Annotated in this window: 20 protein-coding genes; 3 read left to right on the top strand and 17 right to left on the bottom strand. The window is 68.2% G+C overall.

Going from position 1 to position 21000, the window contains the following annotated elements:
* Positions 1-29 precede the first annotated feature (29 nt).
* The 4 genes from MFF26_RS20110 to MFF26_RS20095 all read right to left on the bottom strand — a co-directional run bounded on the left by MFF26_RS20110 (position 30) and on the right by MFF26_RS20095 (position 4824).
* Positions 30-2396: an RNA degradosome polyphosphate kinase gene (locus MFF26_RS20110; RefSeq protein WP_137829676.1), complete on the bottom strand. Its 2367-nt coding sequence runs from the start codon at positions 2394-2396 to the stop codon at positions 30-32.
* 102 nt (positions 2397-2498) lie between these two features.
* Positions 2499-2948, bottom strand: a complete 450-nt coding sequence (locus tag MFF26_RS20105) for a UCP034077 family protein (RefSeq protein ID WP_210236204.1) — start codon at positions 2946-2948, stop codon at positions 2499-2501.
* Positions 2948-3664 (bottom strand): P-loop NTPase family protein, encoded by a 717-nt coding sequence (locus tag MFF26_RS20100; protein ID WP_238308446.1) that lies wholly within the window; start codon positions 3662-3664, stop codon positions 2948-2950. The genes MFF26_RS20105 and MFF26_RS20100 overlap by 1 nt, the downstream gene beginning before the upstream one ends.
* Before the next feature lie 47 nt (positions 3665-3711).
* A complete protein-coding gene (locus MFF26_RS20095; RefSeq protein ID WP_137829674.1) occupies positions 3712-4824 on the bottom strand; it encodes an AI-2E family transporter in 1113 nt (370 codons plus the stop codon).
* A gap of 210 nt (positions 4825-5034) precedes the next feature.
* Here MFF26_RS20095 and purM point away from each other — a divergent pair, with 210 nt between their 5' ends.
* Together purM and purN are read left to right on the top strand one after the other, a co-directional pair.
* Positions 5035-6102 carry a phosphoribosylformylglycinamidine cyclo-ligase gene (purM, locus tag MFF26_RS20090; protein ID WP_137829748.1) on the top strand — a complete coding sequence of 356 codons (1068 nt, stop codon included), beginning with the start codon at positions 5035-5037 and terminating at the stop codon, positions 6100-6102.
* Between the two features lie 179 nt (positions 6103-6281).
* Positions 6282-6947, top strand: coding sequence for a phosphoribosylglycinamide formyltransferase (purN, locus tag MFF26_RS20085; RefSeq protein WP_137829673.1), 666 nt, complete (start codon positions 6282-6284; stop codon positions 6945-6947).
* Between the two features lie 151 nt (positions 6948-7098).
* Here the strand turns inward: purN and MFF26_RS20080 are convergent, their stop codons facing one another.
* The 11 genes from MFF26_RS20080 to MFF26_RS20030 all read right to left on the bottom strand — a co-directional run bounded on the left by MFF26_RS20080 (position 7099) and on the right by MFF26_RS20030 (position 18093).
* On the bottom strand, positions 7099-8670 hold the full coding sequence (locus MFF26_RS20080; protein ID WP_137829672.1) for a SpoVR family protein: 1572 nt from the start codon (positions 8668-8670) through the stop codon (positions 7099-7101).
* A gap of 54 nt (positions 8671-8724) precedes the next feature.
* Complete coding sequence (locus MFF26_RS20075) at positions 8725-10026, bottom strand: YeaH/YhbH family protein (protein WP_238308445.1); 1302 nt, start codon at positions 10024-10026, stop codon at positions 8725-8727.
* Positions 10027-10115: 89 nt separating this feature from the next.
* On the bottom strand, positions 10116-12068 hold the full coding sequence (locus tag MFF26_RS20070; RefSeq protein WP_137828802.1) for a PrkA family serine protein kinase: 1953 nt from the start codon (positions 12066-12068) through the stop codon (positions 10116-10118).
* 266 nt (positions 12069-12334) lie between these two features.
* Complete coding sequence (locus tag MFF26_RS20065; RefSeq protein WP_137828814.1) at positions 12335-12805, bottom strand: 4-aminobutyrate aminotransferase; 471 nt, start codon at positions 12803-12805, stop codon at positions 12335-12337.
* A 149-nt stretch (positions 12806-12954) separates the two neighbouring features.
* Positions 12955-13353 carry a hypothetical protein gene (locus tag MFF26_RS20060; RefSeq protein WP_137828813.1) on the bottom strand — a complete coding sequence of 133 codons (399 nt, stop codon included), beginning with the start codon at positions 13351-13353 and terminating at the stop codon, positions 12955-12957.
* Positions 13354-13636: 283 nt separating this feature from the next.
* On the bottom strand, positions 13637-14107 hold the full coding sequence (locus tag MFF26_RS20055) for a MerR family transcriptional regulator (protein WP_137828801.1): 471 nt from the start codon (positions 14105-14107) through the stop codon (positions 13637-13639).
* 91 nt (positions 14108-14198) lie between these two features.
* Positions 14199-14522, bottom strand: coding sequence for an integration host factor subunit alpha (locus MFF26_RS20050; RefSeq protein ID WP_137828800.1), 324 nt, complete (start codon positions 14520-14522; stop codon positions 14199-14201).
* 305 nt (positions 14523-14827) lie between these two features.
* Complete coding sequence (locus MFF26_RS20045) at positions 14828-15802, bottom strand: beta-ketoacyl-ACP synthase III (protein ID WP_137828799.1); 975 nt, start codon at positions 15800-15802, stop codon at positions 14828-14830.
* A gap of 51 nt (positions 15803-15853) precedes the next feature.
* Complete coding sequence (plsX, locus tag MFF26_RS20040) at positions 15854-16888, bottom strand: phosphate acyltransferase PlsX (protein ID WP_238308444.1); 1035 nt, start codon at positions 16886-16888, stop codon at positions 15854-15856.
* Between the two features lie 139 nt (positions 16889-17027).
* Entirely contained in the window at positions 17028-17543 is a 516-nt protein-coding gene (locus MFF26_RS20035; protein ID WP_137828797.1) for a YceD family protein, read from the bottom strand.
* Between the two features lies 1 nt (position 17544).
* Positions 17545-18093: a ubiquinol-cytochrome C chaperone family protein gene (locus tag MFF26_RS20030; RefSeq protein ID WP_137828796.1), complete on the bottom strand. Its 549-nt coding sequence runs from the start codon at positions 18091-18093 to the stop codon at positions 17545-17547.
* Between the two features lie 154 nt (positions 18094-18247).
* Here MFF26_RS20030 and MFF26_RS20025 point away from each other — a divergent pair, with 154 nt between their 5' ends.
* Entirely contained in the window at positions 18248-18745 is a 498-nt protein-coding gene (locus tag MFF26_RS20025) for an outer membrane protein assembly factor BamE (protein ID WP_137828795.1), read from the top strand.
* Here MFF26_RS20025 and MFF26_RS20020 read toward each other — a convergent pair.
* The gene (locus MFF26_RS20020) at positions 18739-19386 is read right to left on the bottom strand and encodes an HAD hydrolase-like protein (protein WP_238308443.1); all 648 of its coding nucleotides are present in this window, start codon (positions 19384-19386) and stop codon (positions 18739-18741) included. The genes MFF26_RS20025 and MFF26_RS20020 overlap by 7 nt on opposite strands.
* A 391-nt stretch (positions 19387-19777) precedes the next feature.
* Positions 19778-20866, bottom strand: coding sequence for an alkene reductase (locus MFF26_RS20015; RefSeq protein ID WP_137828793.1), 1089 nt, complete (start codon positions 20864-20866; stop codon positions 19778-19780).
* Positions 20867-21000: the final 134 nt, after the last annotated feature.

The following is a 21000-nucleotide window of genomic DNA, read 5'->3' as shown; positions in this document are numbered from 1 at the left end:
CGTGGTTGCTCCGGCACGGAGCCTGTCGGTCACGAGCGATGTGCGCGGCGGCTGAGCGCCCGCGGGCTCGACTTCTTCGACGACTTGCCGCGCCCGGACAGGCTCGGATTCGTCATGAAATACTTGTGCGCATTGAACGGCTCTTCCCCTTCGGCAGGGCCGATCCGCTCGCAGGCACCTGAGGCCAGTACACGCCAGCTCTGCCGGTTGTCGAGGAGGTTGGCCAGCATGATCTGGTCCAACACCTGCTGATGCACAGTCGGATTGGTGATCGGCAGTAAGGCCTCGACGCGGCGGTCGAGGTTGCGGCTCATCAGATCGGCCGACGAGATGTAAACGGTCGCCTTCGGATGCGGCAGCCCGGCGCCGTTGCCGAAGGCGTAGACGCGCCCGTGCTCGAGGAAGCGCCCGACGATGGATTTCACCCGGATCGTCTCGGAGAGACCGGGGATGCCGGGGCGCAGGCAGCAGATGCCCCGCACCACGCAATCGATCTGCACGCCTTCCTGGCTGGCGTCGTAGAGCGCGTCGATGATCTGGCTGTCGACCAGCGAGTTGCACTTGATCCAGATCGCCGCCGGTCGCCCGGCCTTGGCGTGGGCGATCTCTTCCTCGATGTGCTGGAGCAGGCGCGGCTTGAGCGTCAGCGGCGAGACCGCCATGCGCTCCAGTTCGGCCGGCTCGGCATAGCCGGTGACGAAGTTGAAGATGCGCGACACGTCCCGGCCGATCGCCGGATCGGCGGTGAAGAAGGACAGGTCCGTGTAGATGCGCGCGGTGATCGGGTGATAATTGCCGGTGCCGACATGGCAGTAGGTGACGAGCCGGTCGCCCTCGCGGCGCACCACCATCGATAGCTTGGCATGCGTCTTCAGCTCGACGAAGCCGAACACGACCTGCGCGCCCGCCTTCTCGAGATTGCGCGCCCAGCGGATATTGGCCTCCTCGTCGAAGCGGGCCTTCAGCTCGACCAGGGCGGTCACCGATTTGCCGGCCTCCGCCGCCTCGGCCAAAGCCGCGACGATCGGTGAGTTCGAGGAGGTGCGGTAGAGCGTCTGCTTGATCGCCACCACGTTCGGATCGCGGGCGGCCTGGTAGAGGAACTGCACCACCGAATCGAACGACTCGTAGGGGTGGTGGACGCAGAAGTCCTTCTGGCGGATCGCGGCGAACACGTCGCCGCCGGACTCGCGGATGCGCTCGGGGAAGCGCGGATTGTAGGGCTTGAACTTCAGGTCCGGCCGGTCGATCCCGACGATCTGCGACAGCTCGTTGAGCGCCAGCGTCCCCTCCACGAGGAAGATCGCGTCGGGGGCGATCTCCAGCTCGTCGGCCACGAAGGCGCGCAGCTCCTCGGTCATGCCGGCCTCGACTTCGAGGCGGATCACCACGCCGCGGCGGCGGCGCTTGATCGCCGATTCGAAGTGCAGGACGAGGTCCTCGGCCTCTTCCTCGATCTCGAGGTCGGAATCGCGCACGACGCGGAAGGCGCCCTGCGCCTTCAGGGTGTAGCCGGGGAACAGGCGCGCGGCGAACTTCACGATCACCTGCTCGATGGCGATGAAGCGCGCCGTCGCGTCGCCGTCCTGATCGGGCAGGCGGACGAAGCGGTCGAGCACCGCCGGCATGCGGATCAGCGCCCGCAAGGTCCGCCCGTCGCGGGGGCGCACCAGCATGAAGGCGATGGTCGAGCCGAGATTGGGGATGAAGGGGAACGGGTGGGCCGGGTCGATGGCCAGCGGCGTCAGCACCGGGAAGACATGGGCCAGGAAGTAGTCTTCGAGCCAGGCGAGGAGTTCGGCCGACAGCTCCGCCGGCTCGGCGAGGTGGATGCCGTTGACGTTCAGCTCCGCGCGCAGCTGGCGCCAGCGTTCCTGCTGGTCGAGGGCCAGCCGCGACACCTCGTTGCCGATCCGCACGAGCTGCTCGGCGGGGGAGAGCCCGTCCTGCGAGGGCACGGTGAGGCCGGCGCGAACCTGATCATGCAGGCCGGCGACGCGCACCATGAAGAACTCGTCGAGGTTGTTGGCCGAGATCGAGAGGAAGCGCAGCTGCTCCAGCAGCGGATGGTTGGGGTTGGAGGCCTCTTCCAGAACCCGGCGGTTGAATTGCAGCCAGGACAGCTCGCGGTTGACGAAGCGCTCGGGCGAGTGCCGCAGGGCGCGGCCCGCCTCGATCACCGGTTCGCGGGCGGCCACGGTCGCTGTGGGATCGGTGCCGGCTTCCGGCTCCGGCGGCTTCTCGGCGGCCTTCTCGGCGGCAATGATGCGCGCGGCCCGCGCCGTGCGGGCGCGCGCCGTCTCGCTGCGAACACCCCTCTCCGTGGCGAGGCTGGTCTCTTCGGCCTCCAGCGCCTCGGCGTCCTGCACCAGACCGTCCGTCTCGGCTTCCGACAACGCGCGGGCTCCTCTCCGTTTCGATCGCGGCCGGCTCCGTAGCATGAGCGGCCCGCGCTTGTTTGACAGTTTCGTGACGGCGGCCGGACTGACCGGCGCGGCCTATTCCGCCTCCCGTCGCGCCTCCTCGGCGAAGATCGTCATGGCTGCGCCGAGATTGCGGGCCTTGATGCGGGGGCCGTTGACGTAGCTCAGATGGATCAGCGTCTCGCCGAGCAACGCCTTGAACCCCGGCGTCAGCGGCGCGGGCAGGCAGCGCGAGAACGGCGCGTAGGCCGCGTCCGAGAAGCGTTTCTGCGCATCCGCATCCCCGGTCAGGCGCTTGCCGACCACGCGAGGCGGGCCCCGCATGCCGCCATCGGGGGCCAGCAGGAACTGGAAGGCGATCAGCGAGCCTTCGGTTCCCTTCGGGACCGTCCAGCATCGCACGAACAGGTTCCGCAGGTCGGACCAATTGTCGATGCCGCCGGGCGGCACACCCTCCAGAGCCGCTCGCGCGGTTGCCGGCCCGAAGGCCAGGAGCGCGAGCAGCAGGTGCGCCGCACGCCGCATCACGGCCCGTCCTCCTCCATCGCGGGCTCGCTGCCGCCAATCCGGTCCAGCACGGCGAGCGCGAGCGGCTTCGAGATGCGGCGCCGACGGCCGAGGGCGTCACGATCGAGCTCGGCCACCACCTCGCGGGCGCGGGCCAGCGAACGGTCGATGCGAAACGCCAGGGCCTCGACCACGGACAGATCGACCACGAGCTGACGATCGACGAACAGCTTCACGATCACCGCCTTGAGCAGCGCGTCGTCCGGCGGGCCGATCTCGGCACCCGGTGCGAGCCGCAGGCGCGAGCGCAGATCCGCAACCTTGAGTCCGAAGCCGTCCACGGGCCCGGAGGCGGTGAGGAGCACGGGGAAGCGCCGCTCGCGGGCCAGATTGAGCAGGTGGAACAGGGCGGCCTCGTCGCGGCCCTCCGCCCGGTCCACGTCCTCGACCACCAGGGCGCCGTTGGAGATCAGGTGGGCGACGTCGCTGCTCCCGACCGACGCGGCGGTCACGGTCCAGGCCTGGGCCCGGCTCGCCCAGATCGAGGCGAGATGGCTCTTGCCGCTGCCCGGTGGGCCCTTGAGCAGGAACACCGTGTCCGGCCAGTCCGGCCACGCCTCGATCAGGCCATAGGCCTCCTCGTTCGAGGGGCTGACCAGGAAATCCTCCGCGCCGTAGCGCGGGTCGAGCGGCAGGTCGAAGGTCAGCTGCTTCGGGGGGGCGGTGTCGCGCATGGGGACAGCATATAGCGCGCCGGGCCGCACGCCGAGTGACGGACCTGTCAATCGCGGATCGGCAGACGGGCGGCCTCGGTCTCGCCGATCAGCACCGGCCCGTCGCCGCGATAGAGACGGCTCTCCAGGTAACGCTCGATGCCGAAGCGGACGAGCACGCCGAGGGAAGCGGCGACCGGCACGGCGAGCAGCAGGCCGAGGAAGCCGAACAGCGAGCCGAACGCGAGCAGCGCGAACATCAGCCAGACCGGATGCAGGCCGACCGAGTCGCCGACGAGCTTCGGCGAGATGACGTTGCCCTCGAGGAACTGGCCGATGACGAACACGCCGACGGTCAGCCCGATATGCAGCCAGTCGCCGGTCGGCCACCATTGCGCCAGGGCGACGCCGACCGACAGCATGAAGCCGGTGAGCGTGCCGACATAGGGGATGAAGGTGAGGAAGCCCGAGATCATTCCGATCAGGACGCCGAAGTTCAGCCCGACGAAGAACAGGCCGACGGCGTAGAACGAGCCGAGGATCAGGCAGACGAGGCTCTGCCCGCGCACGAAGCCGGTCACGGCGCCGTCGATCTCGCCGGCGAGCCGTCGCACCGTCGGGCGGTGGCGCGGCGGCACCCAGCGGTCCAGCGCCGCGATCATCCGATCCCAGTCGTGCAGCAGGTAGAAGGCGACGACCGGGGTGACGACGAGGAGCGAGGCGATCGAGACCAGAGCCTGGCTGCCGGTCCAGAGCGACTTGAGGAAGGCGAGGAACCACGTCCCGCCCTGGCCGACCAGCGTGCCGACGGAGGATTGCAGCTCGCCCACCACCTCCTTGCCGCCGAGCCGCTCCAGCAGCGGCCCGGCCCGCTCGACCAGGATCGATTGCAGACGCGAGACGGTGCCCGGCAAGGTGTTGACGAGGGCCGCGATCTGTCCAGCGGCGAGCGGCACCACGAGGATGAGCAGCACCACGAAGCCGACGACGAAACCCGCCAGGATGATGAGCGTGGCGGCGAGCCGCCCGAGGCCGAGCCGCTCCAGCCGATCGGCGAGGGGATCGAGCAGGTAGGCGAGCGCGAGCCCCGCCACGAAGGGCAGCATCACCTCGCGCAGCTCGTAGAGCAGGAAGATGAGGACCGCGAGAATCGAAAGCCCGATGATGGCCCGTGCGCGCATCGAGGCTCCCTACGTCTCGTCGCCGTGGCAGAAGTGTGGGAAGCGTGGCCCTGCGGGTCAAGGCGCCGCGTCCTGGCCACATCCGGTCGATGCCGGATCCGGTGCAGGATACTGTGCCCGAATGCGGCGCTTTGCGCGCGCGGTAGTGGCCATTCGCGCCGCGATGTGGCAGCGCATGTCCATGAATCGTGGATGTGCGACGGGACGGCGATGACGGCGCAGGACGGGAACGGGCTCACCTACGCGCAGGCCGGCGTCGATATCGACGCGGGCAACGCGCTCGTGGAGACCATCAAGCCGCTGGTGCGCGCCACGCGCCGGCCGGGGGCGGATGCGGAGATCGGCGGCTTCGGCGGCCTGTTCGATCTCAAGGCCGCGGGCTTCAAGGATCCGATCCTGGTCGCCGCCAATGACGGCGTCGGCACCAAGGTGAAGATCGCCATCGAGACCGGGCGACACGCCACGATCGGCATCGACCTCGTGGCGATGTGCGTCAACGACATCATCGTCCAGGGCGCCGAGCCGCTGTTCTTCCTCGACTATTACGCCACCGGCAAGCTCGTTCCGGGCGTCGGCGCCGACATCGTGCGCGGCATCGCCGAGGGCTGCCGGCAGGCGGGCTGCGCGCTGATCGGCGGTGAGACCGCCGAGATGCCGGGCCTCTACGACGGCTCCGATTACGACCTCGCCGGCTTCTCGGTGGGCGCGGCCGAGCGCGGCACGCTGCTGCCGCGGCCGGGCATCCTGCCGGGTGATGCGGTGCTGGGACTGCCGTCGTCCGGCGTCCATTCCAACGGTTTCTCGCTGGTGCGCCGGATCGTGGCCAAGACCGGCCTCTCCTACGACGCCGACGCGCCGTTCGCGCCGGGCCGCTCGCTGGGAGAGGCTCTGCTGCAGCCGACGCGGATCTACGTGAAGCCGCTGCTGGCCGCCCTGAAGCGCGCGGGCGGCATCCGCGCCCTCGCTCACATCACCGGCGGCGGCTTCCCCGACAACCTGCCCCGCGTCCTGCCCGAGGGCGTCGGCATCGAGGTCGATCTGTCCGCGATCTCCGTGCCGCCGGTTTTCGGATGGCTGGCACGAGAGGGGGGCGTCGCCGAGCCGGAGATGCTGCGGACCTTCAATTGCGGGATCGGCATGGTGGTGGTCGCCGCCGCCGATGCGGCCGATGCCGTCGCCGCCGCGCTCGCGGAAGCCGGCGAGGCGCCGGTGCGTCTCGGACGGATCACCGAGCGGGGGGCGGAGCCGGTGACGTTCACGGGGCGGCTGGCGCTGTAACCGCGCAAGGCCGCCTGCTCCCATCCACTCACCTCGTCCTGAGGTGCCGTAGCGAAGCGGAGGCCTCGAAGGAGGGCTCCAAGAGTCCCGCGATCCCTGGATCCCGCCTTCGAGGCCGCTGACGCGGCACCTCAGGATGAGGGGAACAATGGGATGACCGGAGATTGCCCGGAACGCCCATGTCCGCCCAAACCCAGAACACACGGAAACGCGTCGCGATCCTGATCTCCGGCCGCGGCTCCAACATGGTCTCGCTGATCGAGGCGGCCCGTGCTTCGGACTACCCGGCCGAGATCGTGCTCGTCCTGTCGAACCGCCCCGATGCCGCCGGTCTCGACCGTGCCCGGGAAGCCGGCATCCCGGCGCGCGCCATCGACCACAGGGCCTATCCCGATCGCGCGGGTTTCGATGCAGCCCTGCAACGGGAGCTGGAGGCTGCCGGCATCGAGCTGATCGTGCTTGCGGGCTTCATGCGCATCCTCACCGACGCCTTCGTCGAGTCTTGGGCCGGGCGGATGATCAACATCCACCCCTCGCTGCTGCCGCTGTTCAAGGGTACGCATACGCATGAGCGCGCCCTCGAAGCCGGCGTGCGGCTCCATGGCTGCACCGTCCACTACGTCGTGCCGGAGCTCGATGCCGGGCCGATCGTCGCCCAGGCGGCGGTGCCGGTCCTGCCCGGCGACGACGCGGACACGCTGGCCGCCCGCGTCATCGTGCAGGAACACCGGCTCTACCCGGCGGCGCTCGCCCTGATCGCGGGGGGAGGGGCTGTTCTGGATGGCGGCCGTGTGCGCCTCGCGGAGGCCGCGCGCGACGCGAGCGCTGCGCTGCTCTCGCTCTGACGACGCCACTCCCACCATGACCCTCATCCTGAGGTGCCGCGTAGCGGCCTCGAAGGGGGGGGACTCCAGGGATCACATCGCGAGCTGGAGCCTCCTTCGAGGCTGAGCTGACGCTCAGCACCTCAGGATGAGGGGGGTGAAGGGAGATGTCCTAGAAAAAGATCGGCCGCGCGCTCGCGTTGTGCTCCACGAGCACCGCGCCGCTCGCCGGGTCGACCTCCTTCAGCACCGCGTCGTAGCCCCAAAGGTCGGCGAGGTGCTGGAGCACGCGCCGTGCGTCCTCCTTCTGCAGGGTGATGCGGTTGAGCGCCTTGTGGTGGAGGATGAGCTTGCGGTCGCCCTCCAGATCGACGTCCACCACCTCGATATCGGGATCGAGCCACGCCACGTCGTATTGCCGGGCGAAGGAGCGACGCATCTTGCGGTAGCCGCGCTCGTCGTGGATCGCCTCGACCCGCATCTCCGGCTCGTCGGGGTCGTCCACCACGTGGAACAGGCGCATGTCGCGCATGAGCTTGGGCGAGAGGAATTGCGCGATGAAGCTCTCGTCGCGGTAATTCTCCCAGCAATCGCGCAGCACCGACATGGCATCGCCCGTGCCGGCGATGTCGGGGAACCAGTCGCGATCCTCGTCCGACGGGTTCTCCACAATGCGGGCGATGTCCTGCATCATGGCGAAGCCCAGCGCATAGGGATTGTGGCCGCCGAAGGAGCGGTCGTCGAAGTTCGGCTGACGGATGACGTTGGTGTGCGAGGTCAGGAACTCGAGATAGGCCGCCTCGCTGAGCTGCCCCTTCTGCGAGAGCGCGTTCATGATCCGGTAGTGGCAATAGGTGGCGCAGCCCTCGTTCATGACCTTGGTCTGGCGCTGCGGGTAGAAATACTGCGCCACCAGCCGAACGATCCGCAGGATCTCGCGCTGCCACGGCCGCAGGCGCGGGGCGACCTTCTCCAGGAAATAGAGGATGTTCTCCTGCGGCAGCTCGAGCAGCGCCTTGCGCCGCTCCAGGGCCGGGTCGCCCTTGGCCGCGCCGGTCTTGGCCGGCAGCGTGCGCCAGAGGTCGTTGTAGATCTGCTCGCCGTGCTCCTCGCGCTCGCGCTCGCGGCGCTGCTCGCTGGCGAGGTCCGGGCGCTTCTTGCGGGGATAGCGGTGGACGCCCTGGCTCATCAGGGCATGCGCGGCGTCGAGCACCTGCTCGACGGCCCCGTGGCCGTAGCGCTCCTCGCAGCGGGCGATGTAGCTCTTGGCGAAATCGAGATAGTCGAGGATGCCCTCGGCGTCGGTCCACTGCTTGAACAGATAGTTGTTCTTGAAGAAGTGGTTATGGCCGAAGGCGGCGTGCGCGATCACCAGCGTCTGCATCGTCGCCGTGTTCTCCTCCATGACGTAGGAGATGCACGGATCGGAGTTGATGACGATCTCGTAGGCGAGCCCCATCAGGCCACGCCGGTAGCTTGCCTCCTGCTGGGCGAAGTGCTTGCCGAATGACCAGTGCTTGTAGAACAGCGGCATGCCGATCGAGGCATAGGCGTCGAGCATCTGCTCGGCGGTGATGATCTCGATCTGGTTCGGATACCAGGATAGGCCGAGTTCCGGTCCCGCCACCGCTTCGCAGGCGTCGTGGATGCGCCGGATGGTGTGGAAGTCCCAGTCATTGCCGGTGAACAGCAGCTCGCTCGGCTGAGGGGCGGCGGATTTCGTGCGGCTCAGGCTCGCGACCATGTCGGCCCTTTCCTCGACGCGTTCGTCCCTCCCCGCAAGGGGAGGGGACATAGCTCACACTTCCGCCTTCGCGTCCTTGCGGCCGAACAGCTCGCGGAAGACAGGGTAGATGTCGCGGCGGTGGTTCACCTTCCGCATGGCGAGCGGCTCGCCCGCCTTGGCCAGGGCCTCGTAGGTCCGCCACAGGGTGGTGCGGTGCTCGACGAAGCCGGCGCGCGGGCCGTTCTCGTCGCCGACCTCCAGATAGGCGAAGTGCTGGCAGGCCGGCAGGATGTGGGCCCGCAGCAATTCCGTAGAGGTCGGCCCGTCGGAGGAGACGTTGTCGCCGTCCGACGCCTGGGCGGCGTAGATGTTCCAGTCGTCCGGCGAGTAGCGCTCGGCCACGATCCGCTTCATCTCCACCAGAGCGGAGGAGACCAGGGTGCCGCCCGTCTCGCGGGAGCCGAAGAACGTCTCCTCGTCCACCTCCGTCGCCCGGTCGGTGTGACGGATGAAGACGATCTCGACATGCTTGTAGCGGCGCGTCAGGAAGATGTGCAGCAGGATGTAGAACCGCTTGGCCAGATCCTTCATGTGCTCGGTCATCGAGCCCGAGACGTCCATCAGGCAGAACATGACGGCCTGGGCGATCGGCTTCGGATAGGGCTCGAAGCGGCGGAACCGCAGGTCGATCGGATCGACGTAGGGGATGCGCTTGGAGCGCTCGCGCAAGGCCTCCAGCTTCACCAGCAGATCGGGCAGGGCCGGATCATCCGTTTCGCGGGCCTTCGCGACCTCTTCCTCCAGGGCGGTGACTTCTTCGAGCTTCGGCCGCTTGAGGGCGATGCGCCGGGACATTGAATTGCGCAGGGTGCGCGAGAGCGCCAAGTTCGCGGGCGACCCGGAGACGGTGTAGCCGGCCCGGCGCAGTCCCTCCGTCTCGACGATGGCGAGACGCCGCTTGGCGAGATCGGGCAGTTCAAGATCCTCGAGGAAGAGGTCGAGGAATTCCTCCCGCGTCAGCACGAAGTGGAAGGCATCCTCGCTGTTCTCCGACCCGTCGCCGCCTTCCCCCGCGCCGCCGCCCCCTCCGCCGCCGCCGGGCGGACGCTCGATGCGGTCGCCCTCCACGTAGGTCTTGTTGCCCGGCAGGATGTAGTCCTGATGGCCCGTGCCGGGCTGGCGCGAGAAGCGCGGTTCGCGCACGCCGTCGCCCGGCACGGTGATGCGCCCGTCCTTCCCAAGATCCTTGATATCCTTCTCGCGGGCGGCTTCGCGCACCGCCCGCTGGGCGACGTCCTTCACCCGGCGCAGGAAGCGCTGGCGGTTCGGGAGGCTCTTTCCGCCTGGATTGAGCCGACGATCGACGATGTGCATCCGGTGTCGCTCAGCGCCTGGTGTCACGTCCCTGGTTCAAGGACAAAGGTGCGGGAGTGCGGCGGATGCGTGAGATGGGGCGGCCCGCCTCACCCCGCCTGTTTCACCCGCATGTACCATTCCACGAGACGCCGAACCTGACGCTCGGTGTAGCCCCGGTCGGTCATCCGGTCGACGAACTCGCCGTGCTTCTTCTCGGTCTCGCTGTCCTTCTTGGAGCCGAAGGAGATGACGGGCAGCAGCTCCTCGACCTGGGAGAACATCCGCCGCTCGATCACCTCGCGCAGCTTTTCGTAGGAGGTCCACGACGGGTTCCGGCCGCCGTGCTGCGCCCTGGAGCGCAGGGCGAACTTGACCACCTCGTTCCGGAAATCCTTCGGATTGGCGATTCCGGCGGGCTTCTCGATCTTGGTCAGCTCTTGGTTCAGGAGTTCGCGGTTGAGCAGCTGGCCGGTTTCCGCGTCCTTGAAATCCTGATCTTCGATCCAGGCGTCGGCGTAGTCGATGTAGCGATCGAACAGGTTCTGGCCGTAATCGTGATACGATTCGAGATAGGCCTTCTGGATCTCGTGACCGATGAACTCGGCGTAGCGCGGGGCGAGTTCCGTCTTGATGAACTCCATGTACCGCTTCTCGGTTTCCGGCGGCAGCTGTTCGCGCCGGATTGCCTGCTCCAGCACGTACATGAGATGCACCGGATCGGCCGAGACCTCGGTGGTGTCGTGGTTGAAGGTCGCGGCCAGCACCTTGAAGGCGAAGCGGGTCGAGATCCCGTCCATGCCCTCGTCGACACCGCCCGTGTCCTTGTATTCCTGCATCGAACGGGCGCGGGGATCGACCTCGCGGAGCGACTCCCCGTCATAGACGCGCATCTTCGAGAACAGGTTGGAATTGGCGTGCTCCCGCAGGCGCGAGAGAACGGAGAAGCGCGCCAGCATTTCCAGAGTCCCAGGGGCGCAGGCCGCCTGCGACAGCTCGGAACTCGAGATCAGCTTCTCGTAGATGCGCTGCTCCTCCGTGACCCGGAGGCAGTAGGGCACCTTGATGACGTAGATCCGGTCGATGAAGGCTTCGTTGTTCTTGTTGGTCTTGAACGATTGCCACTCGGCCTCGTTCGAGTGGGCCAGGATCACGCCGGTGAAGGGGATCGCGCCGATATTCTCGGTGCCGACATAGTTGCCCTCCTGCGTCGCCGTGAGCAGCGGGTGGAGCATCTTGATCGGCGCCTTGAACATCTCGACGAATTCGAGAACGCCCTGGTTCGCCCGGTTGAGGCCGCCCGAATAGGAATAGGCGTCGGGATCGGCCTGGGAGAGGGTCTCGAGGCGCCGGATGTCGACCTTGCCGACGAGGGACGAGATGTCCTGATTGTTCTCGTCGCCCGGCTCGGTCTTGGCGATGGCGATCTGGCGCAGGCGCGAGGGCCGCACCTTGATCACCTTGAAGCGGGAGATGTCGCCGTCGAACTCGTCGAGCCGCTTGAGGGCCCAAGGGCTCATCAGGCCGGTGAGGCGGCGGCGCGGAATGCCGAAGCGTTCCTCGATCTCGCGGCCCATGACCTCGGGATCGAACAGACCGAGCGGGCTCTCGAAGACGGGCGAGACCTCGTCGCCGGCCTTGAGCACGTAGACCGGATGGACTTCCATCAAGGCCTTGAGGCGCTCCGCGAGGGAGGATTTGCCGCCGCCGACGGGGCCCAGCAAGTAGAGGATCTGCTTGCGCTCCTCCAACCCTTGAGCGGCGTGGCGGAAGAACGAGACGATCCGCTCAATCGTCTCCTCCATCCCGTAGAACTCGGAGAAGGCCGGGTAGACCCGGATCGTGCGGTTCATGAACACGCGGCCGAGGCGCGCGTCCTTGGCGGTGTCCACCATCTCCGGCTTGCCGATCGCATCGAGGATGCGCTCAGCGGCAGAAGCATACATCAGCGGATTGTCGCGGCACGCCTCGAGATATTCAGAGAGGGTCATCTCCGTGTCGCGGCGCGCTTCGTAGCCGCGCGCGAAGCTCTGGAACAGGTCGTTCGTCGAGTGCAGCGGCATTCGAACACCCCCTTCAGGCTGATGACAGCTTCATCCTGTCTCGCCTCGGATGCAACTGACATTGCGGGTTTTGTCGCAGCGCGAATATGCGTAGAGGCCAGCGTCGCAAACGGGTCACACTCTAACCCAGGCTACGAGTTAGCAGCCGACGAGGCTCTCCGTGATCGCCGCCGGCACCCCTCAAACCATGCCTGTCGGGCCGGCGGAGACCGCCGGCTTTTCGCGCTGCAGCATGCGCCACGTCACGGGACGTGGGCAGGATCACCTCACAGGTCGGTGGTGTCCTTCTTGTCCTTGGCCTTGTCGTCGCCCTTGCTGGCTTCGACGGTGATGCGGATATCCCGCTTCTCGATCTCGCCATCGGAGTTCTTGACCTCGACCACGACCGTATCGGGGCCGGTATAGCCAGCATTCGCCTGGTAGAAGATCGCCTGGGCCTCGGCGTCCTTGTTCGGACAACGGTACTTGGCCGGGGTCTTCAGCTTGCCGCCCTTGGTAATGAGCGAGCCGAATTTCGGTGGCGTCGTCACGCGAATCTCCGGCATGGGCCCGGTCGAGCAATCCTTCTTGAGGTTCGGCACGATCACGAGGCGGGCCCCCTTGCCGGCCTGGACCGTCTCGCTGCGGGTCACGGTGGTCTGCGCCGCGGCGGCTCCGGCAAGGCCGAGCGATGCCACGAGCACGAGGGCTCGGGTCGCGGCCGGAGCCGGGCGGAGGGCGGAGATCGTCGCAATCATCGGCGTTTCCTCGTCGTCGCGCCGCGCCCGATCCGGCATGCGGGGAATCCGGCCCGATGCGGGCGCAGGTTTGCATCGGCAAGGGCGCATGTGGGAATGGAAGCCGCTTGCGTCGAGGCTCCTCACGCAAAGGTTCGGGTGGAGCCGGCTCAGTGCTGGATCGCGGCGGCGACGGCACCCGCCACGCGGGCGATCTGGGCCGCGCTCAATTCTCCCGCCAGCGTCTGGGACAGCACGGCCTCGATCCGGGCGCGCTCGCCGAGGTCGGCTCCGGGCGTCGCGGGTATGTCAGCGTCGGACAAATCGCAGGCCCGGCGAATCGTTTCCGCAGCCTTGAGAAGGGCTTCCCGGTCGGCCGGACCCATTTCCCAAAGGGGCGCCCGCAAGCGACTGATGACGCGGCGGGCGTCGCGATAGTCCCGGTCGACAGTGGTCGAGGCTTCGATCTGGCTGACGAGGAACATCAGCTCCAGCACCTCGTTGGCGGCCTCCGGACAAGCCCGCACAATCCGCATCATGCGGGCGATCAGTTCCTGGGTCGGCGACATCCGGGCGCGTGGGGGCATGGCGCCTCAACGTCCCTGTGCCGATAAAGTTCGCGCAACATTGGCCGCGCGGACACAAAACCGCGAGATTCGGCAATAACTTGCGCACAAGGGAGTTGATCCGGGCTCCAGCCGCCTCGTTTCGAGCGCACGGGCCGAAATGGTAAGGCCCACGCTTCCGAACCGGCGATGTCTTGGATCGGCTTGGCGCACCCGCACCTGCCATCCGCCCACGTCGAGCCGCGCAGCCTTCCGACGAACCGGATCTGCTTCGTCGCAATTCGCCCTAGACGGCCTCGTGCGGCTCCGGATCGGATTGGTCGAGGTCGGCCAGCAGCGCCCGGCAGGAGCGCAATTCCGACAGGACCGCCTCCAACGTGGACCGGCCGGACACCAGGCCCACCGTAGCATCCTCATCGCGATCCTGGGGCAGGGGCGGGCCGGGCTCGGCCTCGCCCCGGCCGATCGCTTGGACGAAGCGGACGCCGTGCTCCTTCAGGATGCGCTGCGCCCCCCGGATGGTGTAGCCCTGCCCATGCAGGATCCGGCGCACGCCCTTGAGGAGATCGACGTCGTCGGGCCGGTAATAGCGCCGTCCGCCCGCCCGCTTGAGCGGCCGAATCTGGCTGAACCGGCTCTCCCAGAAGCGCAGGACATGCTGGGGTACGCCGAGTTCCTCGGAGACCTCCGTGATGGTCCGGAAGGCGCCGGGACGCTTCTCGGTGCGGTCGTCCTCGGATGCGAGCGGAAGCCCCATGGGCGGATCCCTGTGACGGCCTGGATCGAATGGAGTGCGGGAGCGCGTCGGCAGCGGCGCCCGCGCGAATCACCGGGCTTCAACGGAGGGGTCAATCCTCGTCGGTGTCGTGACCGTTGACGGTCCCGCCATTGATGCGTGCCTTGAGCACGTTCGAAGGCTTGAACACCATGACCTGGCGCGGCTCGATCTCGACCTCGACGCCGGTCTTCGGATTGCGGCCGATCCGCTTGCCTTTGGAGCGAACGACGAAGGAACCGAAAGAGGAGAGTTTCACCGTCTCGCCCTGCGACAGACAGGTGCAGATCTCCGACAACACCGTCTCGACCAGCGCCGCCGATTCGGAGCGGGAGAGGCCGACCTGCTGGTAGACGGCCTCGCTCAGATCGGCGCGTGTGACCGTCCTTCCCGCCATGCGCTCCCCTCCCGGCCGTGTTTCGGCCTAACGCGTATCTCTATGATCGGACACGCTAATCGGCGAGTCGCCCAGGGTCAACCGAACCTTCGTCTTGACAGCGCTCGATCGCGCGAAGCGATCACGCCGTGTTCTGTCCGGCCCCCTGCCGGTGGCCGTATCCGCCGCCTCGGACGGTTCGCTCCGCGAGACGCCTCGGCCAAAGCCGAGGACCACCCCATCACGCGGTCTCAGTCGCGCTCTTCGTGCCCGGCGATCCGGACATCTTGCCGGATCGACCGTGCGCCCCCGCCGAACCGCCCGCTCTACCAGCGGATCAGCGCCGCGCCCCAGGTGAACCCGCCGCCGATCGCCTCGATCATCACGAGGTCGCCCTGTTGGATGCGTCCATCGCGGCGGGCGGCAGCCAGCGCCAGGGGAATCGAGGCGGCCGAGGTGTTGCCGTGGCGATCGACCGTCAGGACCACCTTCTCGCGGGCGATGCCGAGCTTGTCGGCGGAGGCCTCGATGATCCGGCGGTTGGCCTGATGCGGCACGAACCACGTCAGATCGTCCGCCGTGGTGCCGGAGGCGCGGAACGCCTCCTCGATCACGTCGGTGACGGAGCCCACCGCGAAGCGGAACACCTCGCGGCCTTCCATGCGCAGCTTGCCCGTGGTGCCGGTCGAGCCCGGACCGCCATCGACGTAGAGCTTGGCGCGGTGGCGGCCGTCCGAGCGCAGGCAGCTGGTGAGGACGCCCCGGTCGGACGCGTCGTTCTCGCGCGCTTCCAGAACGATCGCCCCGGCGCCATCGCCGAACAGAACGCAGGTGGTCCTGTCTTCCCAGTCCAGAAGGCGCGAGAAGGTCTCGGCCCCGATGACCAGCGCGCGCTTGGCTCCGCCGGTGGAGAGGAAGCGATCGGCGGTGGCGACCGCGTAGACGAAACCGGCGCAGACGGCCTGGAGATCGAAGGCGAAGCCGCCCTCGATCCCGAGCGCTGCCTGGATCTGGGTCGCGGTCGACGGGAAGGTGTGGTCGGGCGTCGAGGTGGCGCAGAGCACGAGATCGATGTCGGCCGGCGACAGGCCGGCCTCGTCGAGGGCGGCTTGAGCCGCGCGGGTGCCCAGCACCGAGGTGGTCTCGTCGGGGCCGGCGATGTGGCGCTGGCGAATGCCGGTGCGCTGGACGATCCACTCGTCCGAGGTCTCGATTCCCCGCTCGGCGAGGGCCGCGTTGGTGACCACGTTCTCGGGCAGGTATGCACCGCACCCGACCACGACGGAGCGCAGAAGCGCCATCGGATCCGTCCCTTCCTCAATCTCGACGGCTCATCCGAGCCGCATCTTTTCTCAGGCTGGCGCGACGGCGGGCGTCTGCTCCAGCATATCCCGGATCGTCCGCATCAGGTCGTGGCGCGCCATGTCGTGGGCGAGATCGACCGCCGACGCGAAGCCCTGCGCGTTTTCCGAGCCGTGGCTCTTGATGACGATGCCTTCCAACCCGAGGAACACACCACCATTGGCCCGGCTCGGATTCATCTTCTCGCGCAGGGCCGCGAAGGCCTGGCGCGCGAACAGGTAGCCGATCTTGGCCGAGAGCGTCCGGCCCATGGCGGCCTTCAGGTAGCTGCCGATCTGCTTGGCGGTGCCCTCGGCGGTCTTCAGGGCGATGTTGCCCGTGAAGCCCTCCGTCACGACGACGTCGGTGGTGCCGCGCCCGAGATCGGTGCCCTCGACGAAGCCGTAATAGTGGAAATGGGCGGGCTCCGTCTCGCGCAGGAGGCGGGCGGCCTCCTTGACGGCCTCGTTGCCCTTCATCTCCTCGGTGCCGACATTGAGAAGGCCCACCGTCGGGCGCTCGAGATCGAGCACGATGCGGGCCATGGCCGCGCCCATCACCGCCATCTCGACGAGGTGCTCGGCATCCGTGCCGATCGTGGCCCCGACATCGAGCACCACGCTCTCGCCCCGCACCGTCGGCCACAGGCAGGCGATGGCCGGGCGCTCGATCCCCGCCATGGTCTTGAGGCAGATCTTCGACATCGCCATCAGCGCGCCGGTATTGCCGGCCGAGACGGCGGCCTGGGCCTCGCCGTCGCGCACCGCCTGGATCGCCCGCCACATCGAGGACTTGCCGCGGCCCTGGCGCACCGCCTGGCTCGGCTTGTCGTCCATGGCGACGGACACGGTGGTGTGGCGGATCTCCACCGCCCCTTTCAGGCGGGGTTCGGCCTCGACGAGGGGGCGTATGACCGCCTCGTCGCCGAACATGAGAAAGGTGGTTTCGGGGTGGCGCTCACGGGCGATGGCCGCACCGGGCACGACGGTCGAAGGGCCGTGATCGCCGCCCATGGCGTCGAGCGAGATGCAAACGCGGTTCGACATGATTCCCTGGACCGGACGCCGCGGGGCGTCCTGCATGCGGGCGGAGAGGGCCCGACGGGCCCGGTTCGGCGGCGCGCAAAATAGCGAGGCCGCCCCGCCGGGCAAACAAAAACTGAGAATTTTCCGACGCGATGGGCGATTACGCCTTTCCGCCGAGCTTGTCCTTGAGCGCCGCGAGGTCGGCAAACGGCAGCGGCTCCTCCCCCGCGCTGACCGGCTCGAAGGCGACGCCGGGCTTGCGCGGATAGGGATCGAGCCCGAGCGCCAGGAACTCGGCCGTCAGCGCGCCGAAATCGATCCGCCCGTTCATGATCGGATCGGGCAGCTCGACATCCTCGGCATCGGTGTCGTTCAGGATGTCGGCATTGGTGAACTCGACATCGACCGGTTCCTCCACCTTCGCCTCGAACGGCTCCAGCGTCACCGTGCAGACCTGGGTCACGATCGCCTCGACGCTACCGCCGACATGCAGCCGGGTGAGCGAGCCGCTGAGGCGGAAGCGCCCGACGAGGTCGCGGATGGCGGGAATCTTGAAGTCCCGGGCGAGCACGGCGCATTCCTCCGGGCTCGCCTCGACGGTGATCTCGGCGCGATCCTTGTTCAGGCGCTCGACATTGACCGAGCGGGAGAGCGGTCCGGTCGGGGCGGCATTCATCTCAAGCCTCCTGCGGCGCGTGGGCCGGAGCGGCGAAACGGGGACCCTGCGTCAGCAGGGCATCGAGATCCTGCCCGGCGAGGGCATCGGCGCTGGCCGCGACGTAGGCCGCGAGCGCCTGGGCGGCGTCCGCCTCGTCCTTCGCCAGCACGTTGCGGGCGAGGGCCGCGGCCAGACCCTGCATGTCGCCCTCGTCGAGGGCAGTGCCGTAGGCCCCGGCCCGCGCGTAGAACGAGGCGCCGAGCTTCTTGATGCGCTTCGACACGCCCATGTCGCCGACGCCGAGTTCACGCAGGCTCTCGTCGAGCTGCACGAACACCGAATCGATCAGCTCCTGGGCGACGTCGTCGGCGGGCGGCGGCAAGTGCCCGAGGCGACGCAGCACGAGGATGACGTGCAGGCTCAGGGCTTCGAACCGGCCCTCCACGGTGTCGGGCACGCCCAGCGCCTCGTACAGATCGGGCCGGCGCGCCGCCTCGCCGATCCGCTGGTGCAGCGTTCGGATCGTCCGGCGGCGCTCCCCGGCACGGCGAAAAAACCCTGCGATCATGCGGTCCACCGGATCGGCCTGGCCTGTGGCCGAGCTTGCCTTGTCAAAGCCATATCACCGCGGTACGGCAACCCTCGACCAGGGTGCAAGTCCGAAGACGCACGAGCGAAATCGTGCCGCGGACCCGTCCCGCATGATGGAAACAGGGGGGCCGATGTCGCGCCGTCTCGTCTCGTCGCTCGCCCGCGTGGCTGTTCTCGGCACGATCGCGCTCGGCGTCTCGGGCTGCATCGGCGAGGAAATCCGCCACGGCTACCAGATCGACCAGGCCGCCCTCGCGACCGTCAAGCCGGGGATGAGCGCCGAGCAGGTGCTGCAGATCCTCGGCACGCCCTCGACCGTCTCCACGGTCGGCAACAAGTCCTGGTACTATATCAGCCAGACCACGAGCCGCACGGTGCTGTTCCTCGGTGAGCAGGTGCAGGATCAGAAGGTGACGGCGGTCTACTTCAATCCCGGCATGAAGGTGGAGCGCGTGGCGCTCTACGGCCTGCAGGATGGACGCGTCTTCGACTTCATCGAGCGCAGGACCCCGTCGAGCGGCGCCGACCGCGCCTTCCTCAGCCAGCTCTTCCGCGGTCTGACCCGCTACGAGCCGTTCGGAAGCGGCGCCGGCACCTCGATCGTCCCCGGCGCCCGCGCCGGTCAGTAGGCCGCCCCGCCGGTCAGGGCCCGGACGATGTCGTCGGGCCCTCCGAACAGATGGGCCGGCGCCCGGGCTGCAAGCGCAGCGGGCGCCGAGTAACCCCAGGCGACGGCGCCGAACGCGCAGCCCGCCTCGGCGGCGGCCTCGGCGTCGCGAATTTCGTCGCCCACCGCCAGCATCCGTTCCGGCGTGATCCCTGCCGCCCGTGCGACCGCGCGCAGATGGCGTGCCTTGCCGAAAAGCGAGGCGCCGCAGGCATAGTGGCGGATGCCGATGCCCGATGACCCGAGCGCCCGGCGCACGGTCGCCTCGCCGTTGGAACTGACCACCGCGAGCCCGATCCCCGCCGCATCGATCGCGTCGAGCATCGCCGGCACGCCGGGAAACAGCGCGATCGCCTCGGCGTCGCGCGCGGCGAGCCCGCGCATGTGCCGGGCGATCAGCGGCACCTTCCAGGCCGGGATGCCGAGCTCCGCGATGATCGCGCGGGCGCCCAACATCCGCAGCCGCTCGACCGGGTCGGCCTCGACCCTGCGGAAGCGGTAGCGGTCCGCCACCCCGTTCAGCACCGAACAGAACCAGGGGAAGGTGTCGGCGAGGGTCCCGTCGAAATCGAAGGCGACGAGGCGATAGGGGGGATGGCTCACGCGAACGGCCTATGACGGATGGGCTGCCGGCGGCGCGGACACGACCCCCGGTCCACCGCGCCCGGTGTTGCCACGTGATCGGATGCGCCTCGCCATGCGGCGATCCCCTCGGGCGCAGAGCTGTCTCTTCGGAAGGTCCGTCCCATGTTGTCGCTCTCCGCACGGGGCCTTCCGTGCCTCGCTGGACTGTCCGTCGTGCCCGGGACCCTGCTGGCTCGATCCGGCAAGCCACGGGGAGCATGCCCACGGGTTCGCACCGGGAGGGCACGTCGAGCCTTGGGCGAAGCGGGGTCCGCCTCGGCGAGGGCGCCGTGCAAGACGATGCTCCCAGCCGACAAAAAACGGCCCCGCTCGCGCGGGGCCGTCCATTCGATCCGCCGATCCGGGGTGCTTAGGCGGCCTGCTTCCCGAGCGTCGGGTAGTCGACATAGCCCTCCGGGCCCTGGCTGTACCAAGTCTTGATGTCGTCCTTGGCGAAGGGCAGGCCCTTGGAAATGCGCTCCGGCAGGTCCGGGTTGGCGATGTAGGGGCGGCCGAAGGCGATGGCGTCGGCCTCGCCCGATTCCACCGCCGCCTGGGCGCGCGGGCCGTCATAGTCGCAGTTGAGGATCACCGGTCCGCCGAAGCGTTCCTTCACGACCGGGGCGACGGGCGCCACCGATGCCTTGCCGAAGGTGCCGTCGGGTCCGGGCTCGCGCATCTCGATGAAGGCGAGACCGACACGCTCCATCATCTCGGCGGCGAGGCCGAAGGTCTCGTGCGGGTTCGAATCGTCCACACCCTGGATGGCCCCGTTGGGCGAGAAGCGAATGCCGGTGCGCTCGGGGCCGACGACGCCGGCGACGGCCTGGGCCACCTTGGTCACCAGCCGCACCCGGTTCTCGACCGAGCCGCCGTAGCGGTCGGAGCGCTTGTTGACGCCGTCCCGGATGAACTCGTCGAGAAGGTAGCCGTTGGCCGCGTGGATCTGAACGCCGTCGAAGCCTGCCGCCACGGCGTTGCGGGCGGCGCGCTCGTAATCGGCAATGAGGCGCGGGATCTCGTCCTCACGCAGGGCGCGAGCCTTTCCGTAGGGCTTCTTGCCCTCGTAGGTATGCGCCTCGTCCGGTGCCGTCGCCTCGGAGGCCGAGACCGGCGGTTCGCCGCCCAGGAAATCCGGATGGACGAGGTAGCCCATGTGCCAGAGCTGCGAGACGATGCGTCCACCGGCATCGTGGACCGCCTTCACGATCGGCTTCCAGGCCTCGACCTGCTCGTCCGACCAGATGCCCGGTGCGTAGGGCCAGCCGAGCCCCTCCTGACTGATGCCCGTGGCTTCGGAGATGATGAGGCCGGCACCCGCGCGCTGGGCGTAGTACTCGGCCATCAGCGGGGTGGGCACGTGGGTGCGGGTGGAGCGACCGCGGGTCAGCGGCGCCATGAGGATGCGGTTCGGCAGCTCGATGGCACCGAGGGTGATCGGGTCGAACAGATTCGGCATTCGGCTCTCTTTGGATCAAGGACGACACCGGCGGGCAGCCGGGGACGCGGGTAGATACCCGCAACGTGGTCCCATCGGTGAGGGATGCCAGTGCGCTGGCGCACGTTGTCGGTTGCGGTGCAGCGTGAATGAGG

This window comes from Methylorubrum suomiense (assembly GCF_022179765.1).
Lineage (GTDB): Bacteria > Pseudomonadota > Alphaproteobacteria > Rhizobiales > Beijerinckiaceae > Methylobacterium > Methylobacterium suomiense.
This window is presented reverse-complemented; position numbering and strand designations above follow the sequence as displayed.

Coding starts and splice junctions, on each gene's coding strand:
- plsX (WP_238308444.1), bottom strand. CDS start 16,888: ATGTCGAACCGCGTTTGCATCTCGCTCGACGCCATGGGCGGCGATCAC.
- MFF26_RS20105 (WP_210236204.1), bottom strand. CDS start 2,948: ATGCGGCGTGCGGCGCACCTGCTGCTCGCGCTCCTGGCCTTCGGGCCG.
- MFF26_RS20095 (WP_137829674.1), bottom strand. CDS start 4,824: ATGCGCGCACGGGCCATCATCGGGCTTTCGATTCTCGCGGTCCTCATC.
- MFF26_RS20060 (WP_137828813.1), bottom strand. CDS start 13,353: ATGTCGCCGACCCAGGAACTGATCGCCCGCATGATGCGGATTGTGCGG.
- MFF26_RS20080 (WP_137829672.1), bottom strand. CDS start 8,670: ATGGTCGCGAGCCTGAGCCGCACGAAATCCGCCGCCCCTCAGCCGAGC.
- MFF26_RS20045 (WP_137828799.1), bottom strand. CDS start 15,802: ATGGCGCTTCTGCGCTCCGTCGTGGTCGGGTGCGGTGCATACCTGCCC.
- MFF26_RS20050 (WP_137828800.1), bottom strand. CDS start 14,522: ATGGCGGGAAGGACGGTCACACGCGCCGATCTGAGCGAGGCCGTCTAC.
- MFF26_RS20070 (WP_137828802.1), bottom strand. CDS start 12,068: ATGCCGCTGCACTCGACGAACGACCTGTTCCAGAGCTTCGCGCGCGGC.
- MFF26_RS20100 (WP_238308446.1), bottom strand. CDS start 3,664: ATGCGCGACACCGCCCCCCCGAAGCAGCTGACCTTCGACCTGCCGCTC.
- MFF26_RS20015 (WP_137828793.1), bottom strand. CDS start 20,866: ATGCCGAATCTGTTCGACCCGATCACCCTCGGTGCCATCGAGCTGCCG.
- MFF26_RS20075 (WP_238308445.1), bottom strand. CDS start 10,026: ATGCACATCGTCGATCGTCGGCTCAATCCAGGCGGAAAGAGCCTCCCG.
- MFF26_RS20055 (WP_137828801.1), bottom strand. CDS start 14,107: ATGGGGCTTCCGCTCGCATCCGAGGACGACCGCACCGAGAAGCGTCCC.
- MFF26_RS20035 (WP_137828797.1), bottom strand. CDS start 17,543: ATGAATGCCGCCCCGACCGGACCGCTCTCCCGCTCGGTCAATGTCGAG.
- MFF26_RS20065 (WP_137828814.1), bottom strand. CDS start 12,805: ATGATTGCGACGATCTCCGCCCTCCGCCCGGCTCCGGCCGCGACCCGA.
- MFF26_RS20025 (WP_137828795.1), top strand. CDS start 18,248: ATGTCGCGCCGTCTCGTCTCGTCGCTCGCCCGCGTGGCTGTTCTCGGC.
- purM (WP_137829748.1), top strand. CDS start 5,035: ATGACGGCGCAGGACGGGAACGGGCTCACCTACGCGCAGGCCGGCGTC.
- purN (WP_137829673.1), top strand. CDS start 6,282: ATGTCCGCCCAAACCCAGAACACACGGAAACGCGTCGCGATCCTGATC.
- MFF26_RS20030 (WP_137828796.1), bottom strand. CDS start 18,093: ATGATCGCAGGGTTTTTTCGCCGTGCCGGGGAGCGCCGCCGGACGATC.